A 17499-nucleotide genomic window follows, 5' to 3' on the forward strand; every position below is an offset into this window, starting at 1 on the left:
GGTGCGGCTCGACGTCACCGATGTCGCCCGCGCCGAGGAGGTGGTAGCCGACGTTCTCGCCCGGCACGGCCGCATCGACGTGCTCGTGAACAATGCCGGTCGCACCCAGGTGGGCGCCGTGGAGGCAACCACCGACGCCGAACTGCGCGACCTGTTCGATGTGCACTTCTTCGGCCCGGCCGCGCTCACCCGCGCGGTGCTGCCGTCCATGCGGGAACGCCGTAGCGGTGCCATCGTGAACCTGAGCAGCATGGGCGGACAGATGTCGTTCGCCGGGTTCGGGGCCTACAGCGCAACGAAATTCGCGCTCGAAGGGCTCTCGGAAGCTCTCGCCGACGAGGTGAAGGGCTTCGGCATCAAAGTGCTCGTTGTGGAGCCGGGCTCGTTCCGCACCAACCTGTTCGGCAAGAACGCCGCCTACTTCAGCGCCGATCACCCCGCATACGCCGAGACCGTCGGCAGCACAAAGGAATTCGTTCAGGGCAGCGACGGCGATCAGGCCGGCGATCCCGCGAAGGCGGCCGCCGCCATCATCACCGCGCTCGACGCCGAGCAGACCCCGCTGCGCCTGCCACTGGGCAGCGACGCCGTCGACGCCATCATCGGCCACCTCGACGGTGTCCGCGCGGAGCTGGACCAGTGGGACAAGCTCGCCCGCGACACCGCATTCGACGAGTAGACGGCCTCGTGTGCCATGGCCCGCCGGCTCGGCGTCGATGCCGGCCGGTGGGCCGACAACTCATTCCGGCAGCCACACCAGACAGAACGTATGTCCCACCGGATCGGTGTATACCCGGAAATTCTCGGCCGCCTGCACGAATTTCGCGCCCGCGCCCAGTACGGCCGGCTCTGCGACATCGATATCGGTGACCAAGATGTCCAGGTGAATCTGCTGGGAGGCCTTCGGGTCGGGGAAATGTGGCGGCTGATATTCCGGCGCGAGCTGGAAGGCCAGGCGGCGGCCCTGCGGATCGACCATCGCCACCCAGGTGTCGTCGCTTTCCGGCTCGACGATTTCGCCACCGAGTAGGCGCAGGTAGAACTCGGCCAGTTCACGTGGTTCGGGGCAATCCAGCACCACCGTGCGTAAGCCGACGACGCCCGTCGCTGCCATGCTCATCTCCTTCTCCGAGGCGGGGATCACCGGAGGGCTACCCGTTCGGACAACCGGTAACCGTTGTCGCCCGGGGCCCTCGGCGGGCGAAACCTTGGCCGCAGCCCCGTCGGGCTGAATACTGGAGGCAGCGCCTTCGCTGAACAGGGGCGCGAGCACGCTGCCGAACAGTCGATCGGCCGGGAGAGTCCGGCCGCCAGGAAATCGCGGTAGTGCGTTCGGCCGCAGTGGTGACAACCGCCCGTCCGGCAGCACGGTGATAGCCGGGCACCGCACCGGGTACTCCCTGGGTACTCGGAGATGGAAGGAACGATTGCCATGCGCGAGCCCTCCATTCGCGCCCGATCGTCTCGTGGTTTCGGTGCGAGTTTGCTGAGTTTGTTGTTTACGCTGTGGTTGGTGATCGGATTCGTCGCCGCATTTCAGCGCGACTATTTCACCGCCGCTCCGGCCCAATGCCGCGATTTCGCCACCATCGCGCTGACCGTCGTCTCGGGGCCACTCAACTACGCGGGTCTCAATCCGAGGGTCGAGCACTGCACACTGCCCGAACCGAGCCAGTAGCTCGGTAGGCCATTTCCGGCCGCGACCCTCTGGTCAGCGGGCGAGAGTCGACGGTCGCGAGGCGGTCCCCCCTTCCTCTCGGTCCCGTGCGCGGTGCCGTCGTTCGGGGCGGCCTCGGAGCAGAGACGGGCGAACCCCGCCCGGCTGGTGTGCCGGACGGGGTTCGTCGCGAGTTGTTGCGCTGCGGCCGATCAGACTCCGGCTTCCACCGGCTTCTTCGCGGCGTCGGCATCGCTCTGCTGGAGTTCGCGCAGCTTGGTGCCTTCCACGTCGATGTCGGGCAGGATGCGGTCCAGCCAGGCGGGCAGCCACCAGGCCCACTTGCCCATCAGCACCAGCAGCGACGGGATCAGCACCATCCGGACCAGGAAGGCGTCGAAGAACACGCCCGCCGCCATCGCGAAGCCCATGGACTTCGAGGTGATGTCCGGCGAGAGCATGAACCCGGCGAAGACCGAGATCATGATGACCGCGGCCGAGGTGACCACGCGGGCACCGTGGTGGTAGCCGTCGATCATCGCGTCCTTCGGCGACTTGCCGCGCACGAATTCCTCGCGCATGCGGGTCACCAGGAACACCTGGTAGTCCATCGCGAGACCGAACACGATGCCGATCAACATGATGGGCAGGAAGCTGATGATCGGGTGGGTGTCCTCGATCAGGCCGAGCGCGCCCTCCTGGAAGAAGAGCACGGTGACACCGAAGGTGGCGGCCATCGACAACAGGAACCCGAGCGCGGCGGTCAGCGGTACCAGGATCGACCGGAACACCAGCACCAGCAGCAGGAACGCCGCGCCGGCCACGATCGCCAGATAGGGCACGATGCTGGCGAGCAGCACGTGGTTGACGTCGGCGTAGATCGCGGTCTCACCGGTGATGCCGTATTCCATGCCGTACTTCGCGGTGAACTCACCCTCGGCATCGCGGACATCGGCGACCAGATCCTGGGTGGCCTCGCTGTTCGGGCCGGACTTCGGCACCGCCATGAACAGCGCCGCCTGCCCGTCCTCGCTCGGCTGAGCGGTCGTCAGGTAGTCCATGTCCTCGTAACCGGCGAGCCGGTCGCGCAGTTCGGACAACGCGGGCTCGCGCTGGTCCTGCGGCACCTCGGACAGGTCGACGGCCACCACGAGCATGCCGTTCTTGCCTTCGCCGAAGCCCTCGGTCTGCAACTCGTAGGCCTTGCGCATCGACGAGTCCTTGGGCGCGCTGTCGCCGCCGGGCAGACCCAGGTTCAGGTTCACCGCCGGTGCGGCGAGCGCACCGAGCACCACCACGCACAGCGCAAGGGTGATGGCCGGAGCCTTGGCGATGAGCTTGGCGAAGCGCATGCCGTTGGTGACCGAGCTGTCGTCCTCGGGGTCGTGCTTGGCGACGAACGGAACCTTCGGCTTGAACAGGAACCGGCCGAACGCACCCATCAAGGCGGGCAGCAGGGTGATCGCGGTGACGACGGCGAACGCCGCGGCGATCGCGCCACCGATACCCATGGCGGTCAGGAAGCTGACGCCGACGATGCTCAGGCCGAGCAGGGCGATGAGCACGGTCAGACCGGCGAAGACGACCGCCGAGCCCGCGGTGCCGACCGCGACACCGGCGGCTTCTTCCGGCGAATCCTGCACGACGAGTTCGTGCTTGTACCGGGAGACGATGAACAGCGCGTAGTCGATCGACAACGCCAGACCGATCATGGAGGCCAGGATCGGGGTGAAGGTCGGGACCGCGGTGAGCGAGGTGCCCATCACGATCACCAGGCCGGCCGCGCCGACACCGACGATGCCGGTGATGATCGGCACGAAGGCCGCGATCAGCGCACCGAAGGCGATGATCATGACGATCAGCGCGACGCCGATGCCGATCATCTCGGCGGTGCCCTGCTCGGGCTGTTCCTGGGCCAGCACGCCGGTCATCGCGACGGTCAGGCCGGCCTCTTCGGCCTGCTCGGCCACGGCCTCGGCGGCCTCGCGGTGCTCGGGCTTGACGTCGGAGAATTCCGCCATCGTGAACGGCACGGTGATCACCGCGACGGTGCCCGGCTTCTGCTCGTTCAGCACGTTCAGCGGTGCACCCGAGCACATGCCCTGGAAATCGGGCGCCTCGGGGTTGTCGAGGCAGTTGGGCGACGGGATCGGCGGGGTCTGGCCGGGCTCGAGGGCAGCCATGGCCTCGGCCTGTGCCTTGGCGGCCTCCGGGCCGGCCGGCATCATCTGCGTCGCCGTGACCGGGTTAACGATCGGCTGGCTGTGATCGACGATCTCCTGATCACCCAGCTTCGGCGCGTTCAGTTTCTGCACCATCGCGTCGAGAGCGGCCATGTTGTTCGGATCGGAGAGCTTGCCGTCCTTGGCGGCGATCACGTAGGTCGCGGTGATCGCGTCGATGCTGAAGCCCTCCGCGTACTGCGGCATGTGCTCTTCGAGGATTTCGGTGGCGCGCTCCGACGGCAGGCCGGGCATGTCGAATTTGTCCTGGAACGGCTTGGCCAGGGTTGCCGCGGCCCCGCCGAGCAGCACCAAAAGGAGCAGCCAGACGGGCAGCACTATCCATTTCCGGCGGAAAGCGAACTTTCCCCATCGGTATAGATAAACGGACACGGGGGTCTCTCCTAGCTATCGCTGGGCTTGCTTGGGATCGATTCAATTGCTGGAGCGTGTAGACAGCACCTCTGCCGCGGGTGCTTGCCGTCCCCGCCTCCAATTGACGCGCTCTGCCTACCGTGCGGTAGGTAGACTACCGTAGGAACTAACCGGAGGCACAACCTCAATATCTCGGGCACCCGGAGCCGGGCAGAACAGTGATGAGAGGATCATCCCATGACCATCCGTGAGTCGACGGACGCTGTTGTCGCAGGTGGAGGCACTAAACAGGCCATCCGAGACGCTGCCGTCGAACTGTTCACCCATAAAGGTTTCGAGCAGACGAGCCTGCGCGAAGTCGCGGATGCGGTGGGAATCACAAAGGCGTCGCTCTACTATCACTACGCTTCCAAGCTCGATCTGCTGCTGGCGATCATCGATCCGGTGATCGACCACATGCGTGCGGTGGTCGAGGACATCGACGCCGTTCCGTACAACCCCGAAGGCATCCGGGCGGTCCTGCGCACCTACGTCCGTGGCATGGTCCGTCACCGTGACGCCGGCGCCATGTGCATGCGTGACACCGTCGCCATCGTCAACGCCATGGCCGACCGCTACCCCGATGTCGCCGAGAGCACCAGGCAGCTGCGGCACTGGCTGGCCGGGCCCGATCCCACCGACGAAGCGCTGCTGCGGGCCAGTGCCGCCCTGGAGATCCTCGGCGTGGCGTTGCTGTCGACGGAGGTGGTGCCGGACGCGCCGGACGAACTGGTGGAAAAGACCCTCCTGGATGCCGCCACCTGTGTCCTGACCGCGCACCGGACCGCGTAGATTCGACGCCGTCAGTCGGATACGTCAGGAGCAGGAGTGCATATCACCGCGAAGGTCGATCACGCGGTGCGAACGTTGCTCGAGATCGCCGACGCGGCGGGCACCGGCGCGGCGGTGAAGGCCGAGACCATCGCCTCGGCGCAGCGCATCGCCCCGAAGGTGCTCGAAGGCGTGCTGGCCGAATTGCGCCGGGCCGGCCTGGTGACCAGCCGGCGCGGCCCGGACGGTGGCTACCGGCTGGCGCGCCCGGCCGACGCGATCTCCATCGCCGACGTCATCCGCGGCATCGAAGGCCCACTCGCGTCGGTGCGCGGTGAGCGGCCCGAGGATGTGCGCTACCCGGGCGCCGCCGAACCCTTGCAGCGGGTGTGGATCGCGCTGCGGGTCAATATCCGCGCCGTCCTCGAAGACGTCTCCATCGCCGATATCGCCGACAACCGGCTGCCCGGATTCATCGACGCGCTGACCGCCGATCCCGGCGCCTGGGCCCGGCGCGAGCCACGCGACGACCAGGAATTGCTCGGCCGCGCCTGATCCCGCACCGTTTCCGGACAGTTCGGACACTCGACCAGTCCGGCGTAAATGTCCTCGTCATGCCCGCCGAAATGCCGGTAGCCTCCAGTCATCATGTTGATCTCACTGCTTCGCACCTATCTGGCTCCGTATCGAGCCCAGCTCGCCGGAGTGGTCGCGTTGCAGCTGATCTCGGTCATCGCGATGCTCTACCTGCCGAGCCTGAACGCCGACATCATCGATGAGGGCGTCACCAAGGGCGATATCGGCTTCATCTGGCGCACCGGTCTGTGGATGCTGGTGGTCACCGGCGTGCAGATCGTGGCCTCGGCCTCCTCGGTCTATCTGGCCGCACAGGCCGCGATGGGTGGCGGGCGCGACTTGCGCGGCGCACTGCTGCACCGGGTCGGCACCTTCTCCGCGCGCGAGGTCGGCGGCTTCGGCGCTCCGTCGCTGATCACCCGCAACACCAACGACGTCCAGCAGGTGCAGCTGCTGATCGTGATGGCGGCGACGATCCTGGTCATGGCCCCGATCATGTGTATCGGCGGCATCATCATGGCGCTGCGCGAAGACCTGAAACTGTCCTGGGTGCTGCTGATCGCGGTGCCGGCGCTCGGGCTGAGCATGGCGCTGATCATCGCCAGGATGGTGCCCGGCTTCCGGGAGATGCAGACCAGGATCGACGGAGTGAACCGGGTGCTGCGCGAGCAGATCACCGGTATCCGGGTGGTGCGGGCCTTCGTCCGGGAGCGGCAGGAGACCTGGCGCTTCGGGGTGGCCAACACCGAACTCACCGACACCTCGCTGCGGGTGGGCCGGTTGATGGCGCTGATGTTCCCGACGGTCATGCTGATCAGCAACCTCACCGCCGTCGCCGTCATCTGGTTCGGCGGGCACCTGGTGGATTCGGGCGAAATGCAGATCGGCTCGCTCACCGCGCTGCTGGCCTACATCATGCAGATCCTGATGGCGGTGATGATGGCCTCGTTCCTGGCCATGATGGCTCCGCGTGCCGCCGTCTCCGCCGACCGCATCGGCGAGGTCTTGCAGACCCGCTCCTCGGTGCATCCGCCGGCGAAGCCGCAACCATTCCGTGGCGACCCGGCCGAGGTCGACGTCCAGTTCGCCGAATTCAGCTATCCGGGTGCCGAGAAACCGGTGCTGCACGCGATCCGGTTCCGGGTCGGCCCCGGGCAGACCACCGCGATCGTCGGCTCCACCGGTGCGGGCAAGACCACACTGATCAACCTGATTCCGCGGCTGATCGACGTCACCGATGGCGCGGTGTACGTCGGCGGCACCGATGTGCGCCATCTCGACCCGGAACAACTGCGCGGCCAGATCGGCCTGGTGCCGCAGAAGGCGTACCTGTTCTCCGGCACCATCGCCAGCAACCTGCGCTACGGCAATCCCGACGCTTCCGACGACGAACTGTGGCGCTGCCTGGAGATCGCGCAGGCCGCCGACTTCGTCCGGGACATGCCGCAGGGCCTGGAAACGCCGGTCGCCCAAGGCGGCACCACCGTCTCCGGCGGGCAACGCCAGCGCCTGGCCATCGCCCGCGCGCTGGTCCGCAAGCCGCGCATCTACCTGTTCGACGATTCCTTCTCCGCCCTCGACGTGGCCACCGACGCCAGGCTGCGCGAGGCGCTGCGGCCGGAAACCCGCGACGCCTCGGTGATCATCGTGGCCCAGCGCATCGCCACCATCCGCGACGCCGATCAGATCGTCGTCCTCGAAGACGGTGCCATGGCAGGCATCGGCACCCATGAGCAATTGCTGCGTGACTGCTCGGAATACCAGGAAATCGTCGAATCGCAGCTGAGCGTGGAGGAGGCCCGATGAGGCCGGGGGCGGTTCCGGGCGCACCGGACAGCAAGCCGAAATCTTTCGGCCCATCACTGAAGCGGCTGCTGCGCAGGCTCGCGCCGGAGCGGGTCAACGTCATCGCGATCGTGACGCTGGTGATCGTGTCGGTGGTGCTCAACACCCTCGGCCCCTACATTCTCGGCCAGGCCACCAACCTCGTCTTCGACGGCGTCGTCGGCAAGCAATTGCCCGAGGGCATCACCAAGGAACAGGCCATCGAGGGTCTGCGCGCCGAGGGCAACACCACCCTCGCCGACATGCTCGCCGGCATGGACGTGGTGCCCGGCGTCGGTGTCGATTTCGACGCGGTGGGCCGGGTGCTGATGTTGGTGCTGGTGCTCTACCTCGGTGCGTTGCTGTTCAGCTGGTTGCAGGGCTATCTGCTCAACAATGTCATCAACCGGACGGTGAAGCGGCTGCGCAGCGATGTCGAGGACAAGATCCACCGGCTGCCGCTGCGCTACTTCGACTCCGCCCCGCGCGGCGATGTGCTCAGCCGGGTCACCAATGACGTCGACAATGTCTCGCAGAGCTTGCAGCAGACCATGAGTCAGCTGCTGAACTCGGTGTTCTCGGTGCTCGGCATCCTGGTGATGATGTTCTGGATCTCGCCGCTGCTGGCGCTGATCGCCCTGCTGACGGTGCCGGCCGCGATCGTGGTCACCACCCAGATCGCCAAACGCTCGAAACCGCATTTCGTCGACCAGTGGAAGTACACCGGCCTGGTGAACGCCCAGGTCGAGGAGGCATACACCGGGCACGAGATCGTCACCGCGTTCGGCCGTAACCGCGAGGTCGCCGAGGAGTTCGACAAGCGCAACGAGCAGCTCTACCAGTCCAGCTTCAAGGCGCAGTTCATCTCCGGGCTGATCATGCCCGCGATCATGTTCCTCGGGAACGTCAACTATGTGCTGGTCGCGCTGGTCGGCGGGTTGCGGGTGGCTACCGGCCAGCTCTCGCTCGGCGAGGTGCAGGCGTTCATCCAGTACTCCAGGCAGTTCAGCCAGCCGCTGACCCAGATCGGCGCGATGGCCAACCTGCTGCAATCGGGCGTGGCCTCGGCCGAACGGATCTTCGAGATCCTCGACGCCGAGGAACAGAGCCCCGACCCGGTGATGGAGGACGTGCGTCCGGTCGATCGCGGGCGGGTGGAATTCGAGGCGGTGTCGTTCGGCTACGAGCCGGGCAAGCCGGTGATCGAACGGCTGTCGCTGGTCGCCGAACCGGGACATGTGGTCGCCATCGTCGGCCCGACCGGCGCAGGCAAGACCACTCTGGTCAATCTGCTCATGCGGTTCTACGAACTCGACGCGGGCACCATCACCATCGACGGCGTCGACATCACCGACATCACCCGCGATCACCTGCGCTCCCGCATCGGCATGGTGTTGCAGGACACCTGGCTGTTCAAAGGCACCATCCGGGAGAACATCGCCTACGGCAACCCCAACGCCAGCGAATACGACATCATCGCCGCGGCCCGCGCCGCCTATGTCGACCGGTTCGTGCACGCGCTGCCCGACGGCTACGACACCGTCATCGACGAGGAGGGCACCGGGGTCAGCGCCGGTGAGAAGCAGCTCATCACCATCGCGCGGGCATTCCTGGCCAAGCCGTCGATCCTGATCCTGGACGAGGCCACCAGCTCCGTCGACACCCGCACCGAACTGCTGGTGCAGCACGCCACGGCGGCCCTGCGTCGCGACCGCACCAGCTTCGTCATCGCCCATCGGCTCTCCACCATCCGCGACGCCGACGTCATCGTGGTGATGGAGAAGGGCCAGATCGTGGAGCTGGGCAATCATGAACGGCTGCTGGAGAACCGCGGCGCCTACTACCGGCTCTACAGCGCCCAGTTCGCCGCCGCGGCCGCGGACGCGTAACCGCACGGCCCCCGCCCACCTGCGTGGACCGGCGCGCGCCCTGCGAAGATGGGCGCGTGTCCGACCGCGCAGCTTTCTCGTTCACCGTCGGTACCCGCCTGGACGGGCAGTACGGGCGCACCGGGGTGATCAGCACCCCGCACGGCGACATCGCCACGCCCGCGTTCATCCCGGTGGGCACCAAGGCCACGGTCAAGGCCGTGCTGCCGGAGACGATGCGCGAGATCGGCGCGCAGGCACTGCTGGCCAACGCCTATCACCTCTACCTACAGCCCGGCGCCGACATCGTCGACGAGGCCGGCGGGCTCGGCCGGTTCATGAACTGGCCCGGCCCGACCTTCACCGACAGCGGCGGCTTCCAGGTGATGTCGCTGGGCGTCGGCTTCAAGAAGGTGCTGGCCATGGAGGCGGTGGACGTGCGAAGCGACGACGTCATCGCCAAGGGCAAGGAACGGCTGGCCACCGTCGACGACGACGGCGTCACCTTCCGCTCCCACCTCGACGGCTCCAAGCACCGCTTCACCCCCGAAGTCTCGATGGGTATCCAGCACCAGCTCGGCGCCGACATCATGTTCGCCTTCGACGAGCTGACCACCCTGCTCAACACCAGGGCCTACCAGGAGAAATCCCTGCAACGCACGCACGAGTGGGCGCAGCGCTGCATCGACGAGCACGAGCGGCTGACCCACGCCCGCGCCCACCGTCCGTACCAGGCGCTGTTCGCGGTGATCCAGGGCGCGCAGTACGAGGACCTGCGCCGCAAGGCCTGCCGCGAACTCGAAGCCATCCGCGGCCAGGACGGCACCGAATTCGACGGCTACGGCATCGGCGGCGCGCTGGAGAAGCACAATCTCGGCACCATCGTCGGCTGGTGCAGCGCGGAGCTGCCCGAGCACAAACCGCGCCACATGCTCGGCATCAGCGAACCGGAGGATGTGTTCACCGCCGTCGCCAACGGCGCCGACACCTTCGACTGCGTGAATCCGTCACGGGTGGCGCGCAATGCCGCGATCTACGTCGACGGCGGCCGGTTCAACATCAACACCAGCCGTTTCCGCCGCGACTTCACCCCGATCGACGACAACTGCGACTGCTACACCTGCGCCAACTACACCCGCGCCTACCTGCATCACCTGTTCAAGGCCAAGGAGATGCTGGCGGCCACACTGTGCACGATTCACAACGAGCGCTTCACGATCCGGTTGGTCGACCGGATCCGCGAGAGCATCGACGGCGGGTACTTCGAGGAGTTCCAGGCCGAGACTCTGGGCCGCTGGAAGGGTCGGATCACCGCGCCGTAGGCCGAGGCCACCCCGCCGGTGGCCACGGCCGCGCCCCTCACGTATGCAGTGGATCGAGATCCTTTGGCGCGTAGCTCGGTTCGTGCTTCTTCAGCAGCGCGATCACCTGATAGGTGATGGGCATGACCACGATCTCGACCAGTGTCTTCCACAGGAAGCCGATGATCACGTAGTTGATGAACTGCTCCCAGCTGTCGATGCCGATGGCGGTGGCGGCGATCGAGCAGAAGATGAGGGTGTCGGCGAGTTCGCCGACCACGGTGGAGCCGATCAGCCGGGCCCACAGATGCTTTTCCCTGGTCCGCTCCTTGATCAGCACCAGCGTCGCCGAATTCAGCAGCTGGCCGACGAAGTAGCCGGCCAGCCCGGCAGCCACCAGCTGCGGTGTGGTGCCGAGGACGGTGCGGAAGGCCTCTTGATTCTCGTAGAACACCGCGGGCGGCAGCTGGATCGCGACGGCGAAGCACACCACCATCAGCAGCAGCGCACCGAACCCGTAGTAGATGGCGCGGCGGGTGGCGCGGAAGCCGTAGACCTCGCTGAGCACGTCGCCGAGGATGTAGGCCAGCGGGAAGAGGAAGAACGCGCCATCGGTGGTGATGGGCAGCACCTCGATCGGTCCGAGACTCACCGACTTGTCGGTGAAGAACTGCACGCCCTTGGTCGCGCAGACATTGGAAATGATCAGCGTGGCCGTGAACAGTGCCACGATGAGGGTGTAGTAGCCCCGCGCGACCTGGGCGAATGCCGCATGGTTCGACGCGGGGCGCCCAGACCCCTCGTGATCGGCGGGTTTGTTCGAATCACTCACCCGACTCATCCAACCAGGTTTGCCATATGGTGTAGCCATGACCAATCCCGGCGATTCCGACGAGTGGTGGAAGCAGTACGGTGGCCAAGGCGTGTCGTCGGAGTCAGGTGGTGCCGGTTCGGTCCCGCAGTACCCCGCAGCCGAGCAGCCCGGCTACCCGTCCGGGCAGCAGTATCCCGCTGCGCCGCAATATCCCTCGCAGCCGGGCGCGGGTGCGCCGCCGCAGTATCCGTCCGGTTCGCAGCCCCAGTATCCGGCTGCTCCGCCGCCGGCCTACCCGGCGTATCAGCAGCCCGCACCGGATCCGTACGCACAGCAGCAGCCGTACCCGCAGCAGGGGTACGGCTATCCGTACCAGGCCGGATACCCGGGCTACGGGATGCCGCCGCAGGGCACCAACGGGATGGCCATCGGCGCGCTGATCACCTCGTGCATCGGTGTGCTGTGCTGTGGATTGTTCGTGGTGTCGGCGGTCGGGTTGATTCTCGGGGTCGTCGCGCAGAAACAGATCGATCAGACCGGCCAGGAAGGTCGCGGGTTCGCGCAGGCGGCGATCTGGGTCGGCGCGGTCAGCATCGGGCTCGGTGTGATCATGTGGATCCTCAACATCATCGGCATCGTCGCGGGGCCGTAATAGCTGGAGTCCGGTCGACGGCCGGGTAGGTCGAAGGGGCCGAACGGTCGAGTCGGCCGCCTCGCGCCGCGTTGAACCGATGTGCGGCTGACCGCGGAAACAACGAAGGGGCGCACCGGTTTCGGCGCGCCCCTTGTTGTCGAGTTTCAGCGCGGTCAGCCCTTGACGACCTGCGTTCCGCCGGCGAACTTGTCGTGCCAACCCTGCTTGTTCGGGTCCTGCTCGATGGTGATAGCCATGTAGATCGCCAGACCCAGGCTGGCCAGCTGGCCGAGGCACGGGATGATGTTGACGATCAGGTAGATGTTGCGCTTGATCGAGACCTCGGGGCTGATCTTGGGCGCACCGCCCGGTGCGATGACGCGCAGGCCGAGGATCTTCTTGCCCAGCGTCGTGCCCATGTTGATTTCGCACAGCACGAAGTACGCGCTGACGATCGCGAAGTACAGGATCCACGCGAGGAACGAGCCGAACAGGCTGTTGATCGCGAACGCGATGACGAAGTAGACGATGGCGGCCGGGATTCCGGAGATGATCCCGTCGATGACTCGCGCGCCGAAGCGGGTCAGCAGATCACCCGGCTGCCCACCGAATCCTGGCTGCTGCCCGTAACCCGGGTGGCCATACTGCTGCTGCGCGTACGGGTCCTGCTGGCCGTACTGCGGCTGCTGCCCGTACTGACCCTGCTGGGCGTAGGGATCCTGCGGCTGCCCGTACGGCTGCTGCTGACCGAACTGCGGCTGGCCGTAAGACTGCTGCGGCTGCTGTCCGTAGGGCTGCTGCGGCGGTTGCTGGTCGTACTTCGGCTGCTCGCCGTACTGGGGCTGCCCGTACGGCTGCCCGCCCTGCGGATACTGGTTGGGGTCGTACCCACCGCTTGTCATAAGTAATCCTCGTCCGTCGACAGATCGGTCGCTGGGTACGTTACGGACATCGATCGGGTGGCAACAACCCGTCCGGGTCGAGCGTCCAGGGCTTCGACGGCAGCGCGAGCGGGTCGAATTCGGCCAGCATCCGGGCCGCCGTGCTCGCGGTGAAGCCGAGGGAGCGGGCCAGCGCGGCCACCACCTGCTCGGTGCTCTCGCCGAGGGCGTGCCGGTCGGCCAGGGTGACCGCGCCGTCGCGTTTGGCCAGCCGCTGCCCGGATTCGTTGAGTACCAACGGAACATGGGCGTACTGCGGGACCGGCAGATCGAGCAGCGTGGCCAGATAGGCCTGACGCGGCGTGGACGGCAGCAGGTCGTCACCGCGCACCACCTGGTCGACGCCCTGGTCGGCATCGTCGACGACCACCGCGAGGTTGTAGGCGGGGATGCCGTCACCGCGGCGCAGCACCACATCGTCGACCGGCCCGCGATAACGGCCGTGCAGTTGATCGATCACCTCGAACTCGGTGACCGCGGCCCGCAGGCGCAGCGCGGCGGGCCTGCCTTCGGCGCGTTTGGCCGCGCGTTCGGCCTCGGTCAGGTCGCGGCAGGTGCCGGGGTAGGCGCGCATCGGGCCGTGCGGTGCTGTCGCGGCCTGCTGGATTTCCCTTCTGGTGCAGAAGCATTCGTAGGTCAGGCCGACGGCGGTGAGCCGGTCGATGGCCGCGGTGTAGTGCGGCAACCGATCGGATTGCCGGACCACCGGCGGGTCCCAGTCCAGGCCAATCGCGGCCAGGTCGGCCAGCTGCCGGGCTTCGGCGCCCGGACGCACTCGATCCAGATCGTCGACGCGCAGCACGAACCGTCGCCCGGTGCTGCGGGCGAAGAGCCAGGCCAGCAGGGCCGTGCGCAGGTTGCCCAGGTGCAGGTCACCGGACGGGCTCGGCGCGTATCGGCCCGCAGGCGCGAGGTCGGTCGGCATTCCGGTCATGGTAGAGGCGAGGTGGTCAGCCGGGCCGGGAGGTGGCGACGCACAGACGCGGTTCGAGCCTGTCCTGGGGTATCGGTGTGCCGGCCTCGAGATCGGCGAGCAGGGTCTGCGCGTGGGCGATCAAACCCACGCCGTCGATGCCGTAGGGAAAGGATCGCCGGCTTTCCACATCGGTTTCGGTGTAATCAGAATCACTCTCGATATCGGCCTCGAACGTCGACAGCCGGTTTATCGCTCGGGTCAGCAGGGTATGCGCACCCTTCGTGTTCCCGCGCTGAATGTGGGTGAGCCCCACGGCATACTGCGCCAGCCCCTGCCACAGCATCCGTTCGGCGAACGGGCCGTTCTTCCAGGCTGCCTCCAAAACCTCGTGTGCGTTGAATGCCAGACCGTCGTCGAGCAGTTGCTGAGCGAAGGTGAGAGTTTGCTGGGGTGGCAGATTCAAGTCATCCGGAATTCGGGGAACGCCTTGGCTACCCGGCGGCAGCGGGCGCCCGAGCCGGTCGCGGGGACGGGCGTTGAGGGCGCGACCTGTGGCGTCGCGATCGCGTTCGACCATGTCCTCCATGATCCACGCCGGTCCGGCGTTGTGCTCGCGCGGAGTATCCGATCGCGCATTTATGACCGATCACAGTCCAATCACATCCGATGAATACTTCAACTACCGAAACTGTCCCAGAACGAAAGCCGGGGGCTGGCAATGTTTCCGCAACGACAAAACTTCGCAAGCTTGGCAAAAGTGTTGTGGTAGTGGGCAAGAGACCGGCAAACTATGGATGAACCTGCTAGGGTTCACTGCGCGAGGCCCGCTCACGTGGGTGTTTTCGCCTCGCCGCCCGTGCGTTCTCGGAAATGCGAGTGCAGACAGGCGCACAGGGGAGTTGCGCGCTATCACCAGGCGCACCACGGCGTTCGTCGTTCGGTGTCGGATGCCGGTTGATCGGAGCAAGTCAGAAGTCAGAACAAAATATCGTGACGCAGCAAAGGAGTCGGTGCCGTGGAGGTTGATTTGACGGGCGCTGTGTGGCGGAAGAGCCGACACAGTGGCCCGGACGGGAACTGCGTGGAAGTCGCGCATCTCGTCGACGGCAACGTGGCGGTCCGGGACACCAAGGACAGCGGGAACGGACCGGTGCTGGCCTTCGCCCCCGGCGAGTGGGACGCATTCCTAACCGGCCTGGCCAGTGGCCAGTTCGGGCGCCGACAGTAGCTGTCGGGCCGCAGCCGGAACACAGCATCACGGGCCCCGGGTCGATTCGGACTCGGGGCCTTCGCAGTGGTCAGTGCCCGGATTCGAGGTCCTGCTGCCTGCGCAGCACCGCGAGCTGTCGATGCTCTTCTTCCTCTTCGATCGCCAGATTGCGCTCGGATTCCGCGCGCGGATCGGCGCGTAGCAAACTGCCGGTGCCGGGTTTGCCGGCCAGACCCAGCTTGTTCATCTTCTTGGGCACCGGGGCGCCCTGATACTCCAGCGGGATCGGATGCCCGTGCTCGTCCACCGGCCCCAGTGGCTGATGCACCTCGATGTACTCACCGTGCGGCAGCCGCTTGATCACGCCGGTCTCGATGCCGTGCTCGAGCACCTCGCGGTCGCTGCGCTGCAAACCGAGGCAGAACCGATAGGCCAGGAAGTAGGCGAAGGGCGGGGCGAGCAGCAGCCCGATCCGGCCGGCCCAGGTGGTCGCGTTCAGCGAGATGTCGAACTTATAGGCGATGATGTCGTTGACGCAGGCCAGCGTCAGGACCACGTAGAACGTGATCGCCATGGCGCCGATCGCTGTGCGCACCGGGACGTCGCGCGGCCGTTGCAGCAGGTTGTGATGAGCTCTGTCGCCGGTCAGCCGTTTCTCGACCCACGGGTAGATGATCAACAGCACGAACACCAGGCCCATGGTCATCGCCACCCAGGTCACCGCGGGCACGGTGTAGCGCCCGAGATAGAGCTCCCACGGCGGCATCAGCCGGGCCAGCCCGTCGGTCCACATCATGTAGAAGTCCGGCTGGGAACCGGCCGAGACCTGCGAGGGGTTGTATGGGCCCAGGTTCCAGATCGGGTTGATCTGTAGCAGCCCACCCATCAGGCCGACGACACCGAGGGTGAAGGCGAAGAACGCGCCCTGATCGGCGGCGAACACCGGCACGATCCGCGCGCCCACCACGTTCTTCTCGCTGCGTCCTGGCCCGGGGAACTGGGTGTGCTTCTGATACCAGACGATCGCGATATGGGCGGCGATCAGCGCCAGCATGATCCCGGGGAACAGCAGCACGTGCGCGATGTAGAGGCGCGGGATGATGATGTCGCCGGGGAAGTCGCCGCCGAACATCAGCCAGTGCAGCCAGGTGCCGACGACGGGAAGCCCGATAGTGATGCCGGAGAACGCGGCCCGCAGACCGGTGCCGGAGAGCAGGTCGTCGGGCAGCGAGTAACCGAAGAAGCCCTCGAACATCGCCAGGATCAGCAGCAGCGAACCGATCACCCAGTTCGCCTCACGCGGCTTGCGGAACGCGCCGGTGAAGAAGATGCGCAGCAAGTGCACGATGATCGAGGCCGCGAACAGCAGCGCCGCCCAGTGATGGACCTGGCGCACGAACAGCCCACCGCGCACCTCGAACGAGATGTTCAGCGCCGTCTCGTACGCCCGCGACATACCGACACCGCGCAGCGGCTGGTAGGCGCCGTCGTAGACGACGTGGCTCATCGACGGATCGAAATACAAGGTCAGATACACACCCGACAGCAGCAGGATGATGAACGCGTAGAGGGCGATCTCACCCAGCAGGAACGACCAGTGGGTCGGGAAGACCTTGTTGATCGAGCGCTTCATGAATGCCGCGGCGCGATATCGATCGTCCACCGCGTTGGCCTGCGAACTAATAGTGCGAGCTAGTGCAGCCATAGTCGACACCCGACCCTGAGGAGAGTGAATTGGGTTCTACTACAGACGGTAGCACCGGGCGGTGTGCCGAGTCGATGGTTTTCTGCCCACCTCCGCCGTCTCGCCGCCGGGTCGTTATCGTCGCCGCATGAGGATGGTGGGGCGGCCCGGCGCCATGGTGCAGCCGCAGGACGCGACGATGTACTGGCTGTCCCGCCGCACCCGCAACGACCTGTTCCTGCTCTACTGCTTCGCCGAATCCGAGCTCGGCACCGATCAGCTGCGTGCGATCATCGCCCGCCGCAGCTCCACCGTCCCCGACCTGTGCGTGCGCCTGCGCCCGACACCTCGCGACCTGAGTTATCCGATCTGGGAGCCTTGCGCCTTCGACCCGGGACAGTTCGTCGAACATCGACTCCCGCAGGCAGATTGGCACCATCTGGAGCAGGCGCTGGGCGAAGTGCTCGCGACGGGTGTCGATGCCGCCGACCGGCCGTGGCGGCTGCACGTCTTTCGCGGCATCACCGGGGCGCCGCTGCCGCCGTCGGCGGAGGCTGCCCGACGCGAGGCCGCACCCGCCGGTCCGATCCGAGCCGCCGCGAATGGCACCAACAGCCCGCCGGAATTCCCACACCCAACCGCGGTTGCCGGGGCGCGCGACATCGAT

16 protein-coding genes and 1 pseudogene are annotated in these 17499 nt (G+C 66.4%); 10 read left to right on the forward strand and 7 right to left on the reverse strand.

Features of this window, described 5'->3' with window-relative positions; translation table 11 throughout:
• Positions 1 to 679, forward strand: a 679-nt coding sequence (locus RJ05_RS01135) for an SDR family NAD(P)-dependent oxidoreductase (protein ID WP_036531963.1), incomplete at its 5' end; no start/stop codon positions are given.
• Positions 680 to 739: 60 nt separating this feature from the next.
• Here the strand turns inward: RJ05_RS01135 and RJ05_RS01140 are convergent.
• Complete coding sequence (locus RJ05_RS01140) at positions 740 to 1114, reverse strand: VOC family protein (RefSeq protein WP_036531999.1); 375 nt, start codon at positions 1112 to 1114, stop codon at positions 740 to 742.
• Between the two features lie 399 nt (positions 1115 to 1513).
• Between RJ05_RS01140 and RJ05_RS01145 the strand changes: the two genes are divergently transcribed.
• On the forward strand, positions 1514 to 1678 hold the full coding sequence (locus RJ05_RS01145; protein WP_306306367.1) for a hypothetical protein: 165 nt from the start codon (positions 1514 to 1516) through the stop codon (positions 1676 to 1678).
• A gap of 191 nt (positions 1679 to 1869) precedes the next feature.
• Here RJ05_RS01145 and RJ05_RS01150 read toward each other — a convergent pair whose 3' ends face one another.
• On the reverse strand, positions 1870 to 4272 hold the full coding sequence (locus tag RJ05_RS01150) for an MMPL family transporter (protein WP_036531966.1): 2403 nt from the start codon (positions 4270 to 4272) through the stop codon (positions 1870 to 1872).
• Between the two features lie 219 nt (positions 4273 to 4491).
• Between RJ05_RS01150 and RJ05_RS01155 the strand changes: the two genes are divergently transcribed.
• The 5 genes from RJ05_RS01155 (at position 4492) to tgt (ending at position 10654) form a co-directional block, all read left to right on the forward strand.
• Positions 4492 to 5085, forward strand: coding sequence for a TetR/AcrR family transcriptional regulator (locus tag RJ05_RS01155; protein ID WP_036531969.1), 594 nt, complete (start codon positions 4492 to 4494; stop codon positions 5083 to 5085).
• Between the two features lie 36 nt (positions 5086 to 5121).
• The gene (locus RJ05_RS01160) at positions 5122 to 5619 is read left to right on the forward strand and encodes an RrF2 family transcriptional regulator (RefSeq protein WP_036531971.1); all 498 of its coding nucleotides are present in this window, start codon (positions 5122 to 5124) and stop codon (positions 5617 to 5619) included.
• A gap of 93 nt (positions 5620 to 5712) precedes the next feature.
• Positions 5713 to 7446, forward strand: a complete 1734-nt coding sequence (locus RJ05_RS01165) for an ABC transporter ATP-binding protein (protein ID WP_036531973.1) — start codon at positions 5713 to 5715, stop codon at positions 7444 to 7446.
• On the forward strand, positions 7443 to 9353 hold the full coding sequence (locus tag RJ05_RS01170; protein ID WP_051016062.1) for an ABC transporter ATP-binding protein: 1911 nt from the start codon (positions 7443 to 7445) through the stop codon (positions 9351 to 9353). Before RJ05_RS01165 ends, RJ05_RS01170 begins: the two co-directional genes overlap by 4 nt.
• 56 nt (positions 9354 to 9409) lie before the next feature.
• On the forward strand, positions 9410 to 10654 hold the full coding sequence (gene tgt / locus RJ05_RS01175; RefSeq protein ID WP_036531978.1) for a tRNA guanosine(34) transglycosylase Tgt: 1245 nt from the start codon (positions 9410 to 9412) through the stop codon (positions 10652 to 10654).
• 37 nt (positions 10655 to 10691) lie between these two features.
• On the opposite strand, the gene RJ05_RS01180 is transcribed toward tgt, so the two are convergent.
• On the reverse strand, positions 10692 to 11474 hold the full coding sequence (locus tag RJ05_RS01180; protein ID WP_036531981.1) for a queuosine precursor transporter: 783 nt from the start codon (positions 11472 to 11474) through the stop codon (positions 10692 to 10694).
• Between the two features lie 28 nt (positions 11475 to 11502).
• Here RJ05_RS01180 and RJ05_RS01185 point away from each other — a divergent pair, with 28 nt between their 5' ends.
• Positions 11503 to 12099, forward strand: coding sequence for a DUF4190 domain-containing protein (locus RJ05_RS01185; protein WP_036531984.1), 597 nt, complete (start codon positions 11503 to 11505; stop codon positions 12097 to 12099).
• A 155-nt stretch (positions 12100 to 12254) separates the two neighbouring features.
• Here the strand turns inward: RJ05_RS01185 and RJ05_RS01190 are convergent, their stop codons facing one another.
• From RJ05_RS01190 to RJ05_RS01200, 3 genes are read right to left on the reverse strand one after another with little or no spacing between them, the layout of a single operon-like run.
• On the reverse strand, positions 12255 to 12983 hold the full coding sequence (locus RJ05_RS01190) for an RDD family protein (RefSeq protein ID WP_036531988.1): 729 nt from the start codon (positions 12981 to 12983) through the stop codon (positions 12255 to 12257).
• Positions 12984 to 13023: 40 nt separating this feature from the next.
• Positions 13024 to 13947, reverse strand: a complete 924-nt coding sequence (gene gluQRS, locus RJ05_RS01195) for a tRNA glutamyl-Q(34) synthetase GluQRS (protein WP_036531991.1) — start codon at positions 13945 to 13947, stop codon at positions 13024 to 13026.
• Between the two features lie 25 nt (positions 13948 to 13972).
• Positions 13973 to 14515, reverse strand: coding sequence for a DUF309 domain-containing protein (locus RJ05_RS01200; RefSeq protein WP_036532006.1), 543 nt, complete (start codon positions 14513 to 14515; stop codon positions 13973 to 13975).
• A gap of 462 nt (positions 14516 to 14977) precedes the next feature.
• Between RJ05_RS01200 and RJ05_RS01205 the strand changes: the two genes are divergently transcribed.
• Positions 14978 to 15166, forward strand: a complete 189-nt coding sequence (locus RJ05_RS01205; RefSeq protein ID WP_306306368.1) for a DUF397 domain-containing protein — start codon at positions 14978 to 14980, stop codon at positions 15164 to 15166.
• Positions 15167 to 15236: 70 nt separating this feature from the next.
• On the opposite strand, the gene qcrB is transcribed toward RJ05_RS01205, so the two are convergent.
• The gene (gene qcrB / locus RJ05_RS01210; RefSeq protein ID WP_051016064.1) at positions 15237 to 16853 is read right to left on the reverse strand and encodes a cytochrome bc1 complex cytochrome b subunit; all 1617 of its coding nucleotides are present in this window, start codon (positions 16851 to 16853) and stop codon (positions 15237 to 15239) included.
• A gap of 127 nt (positions 16854 to 16980) precedes the next feature.
• Here qcrB and RJ05_RS01215 point away from each other — a divergent pair.
• Positions 16981 to 17499 (forward strand): annotated as a pseudogene (locus RJ05_RS01215) (hypothetical protein); the annotation flags it as partial.

Source organism: Nocardia cyriacigeorgica NBRC 100375, from assembly GCF_000308555.1.
Taxonomy (GTDB): Bacteria; Actinomycetota; Actinomycetes; order Mycobacteriales; family Mycobacteriaceae; genus Nocardia; species Nocardia cyriacigeorgica.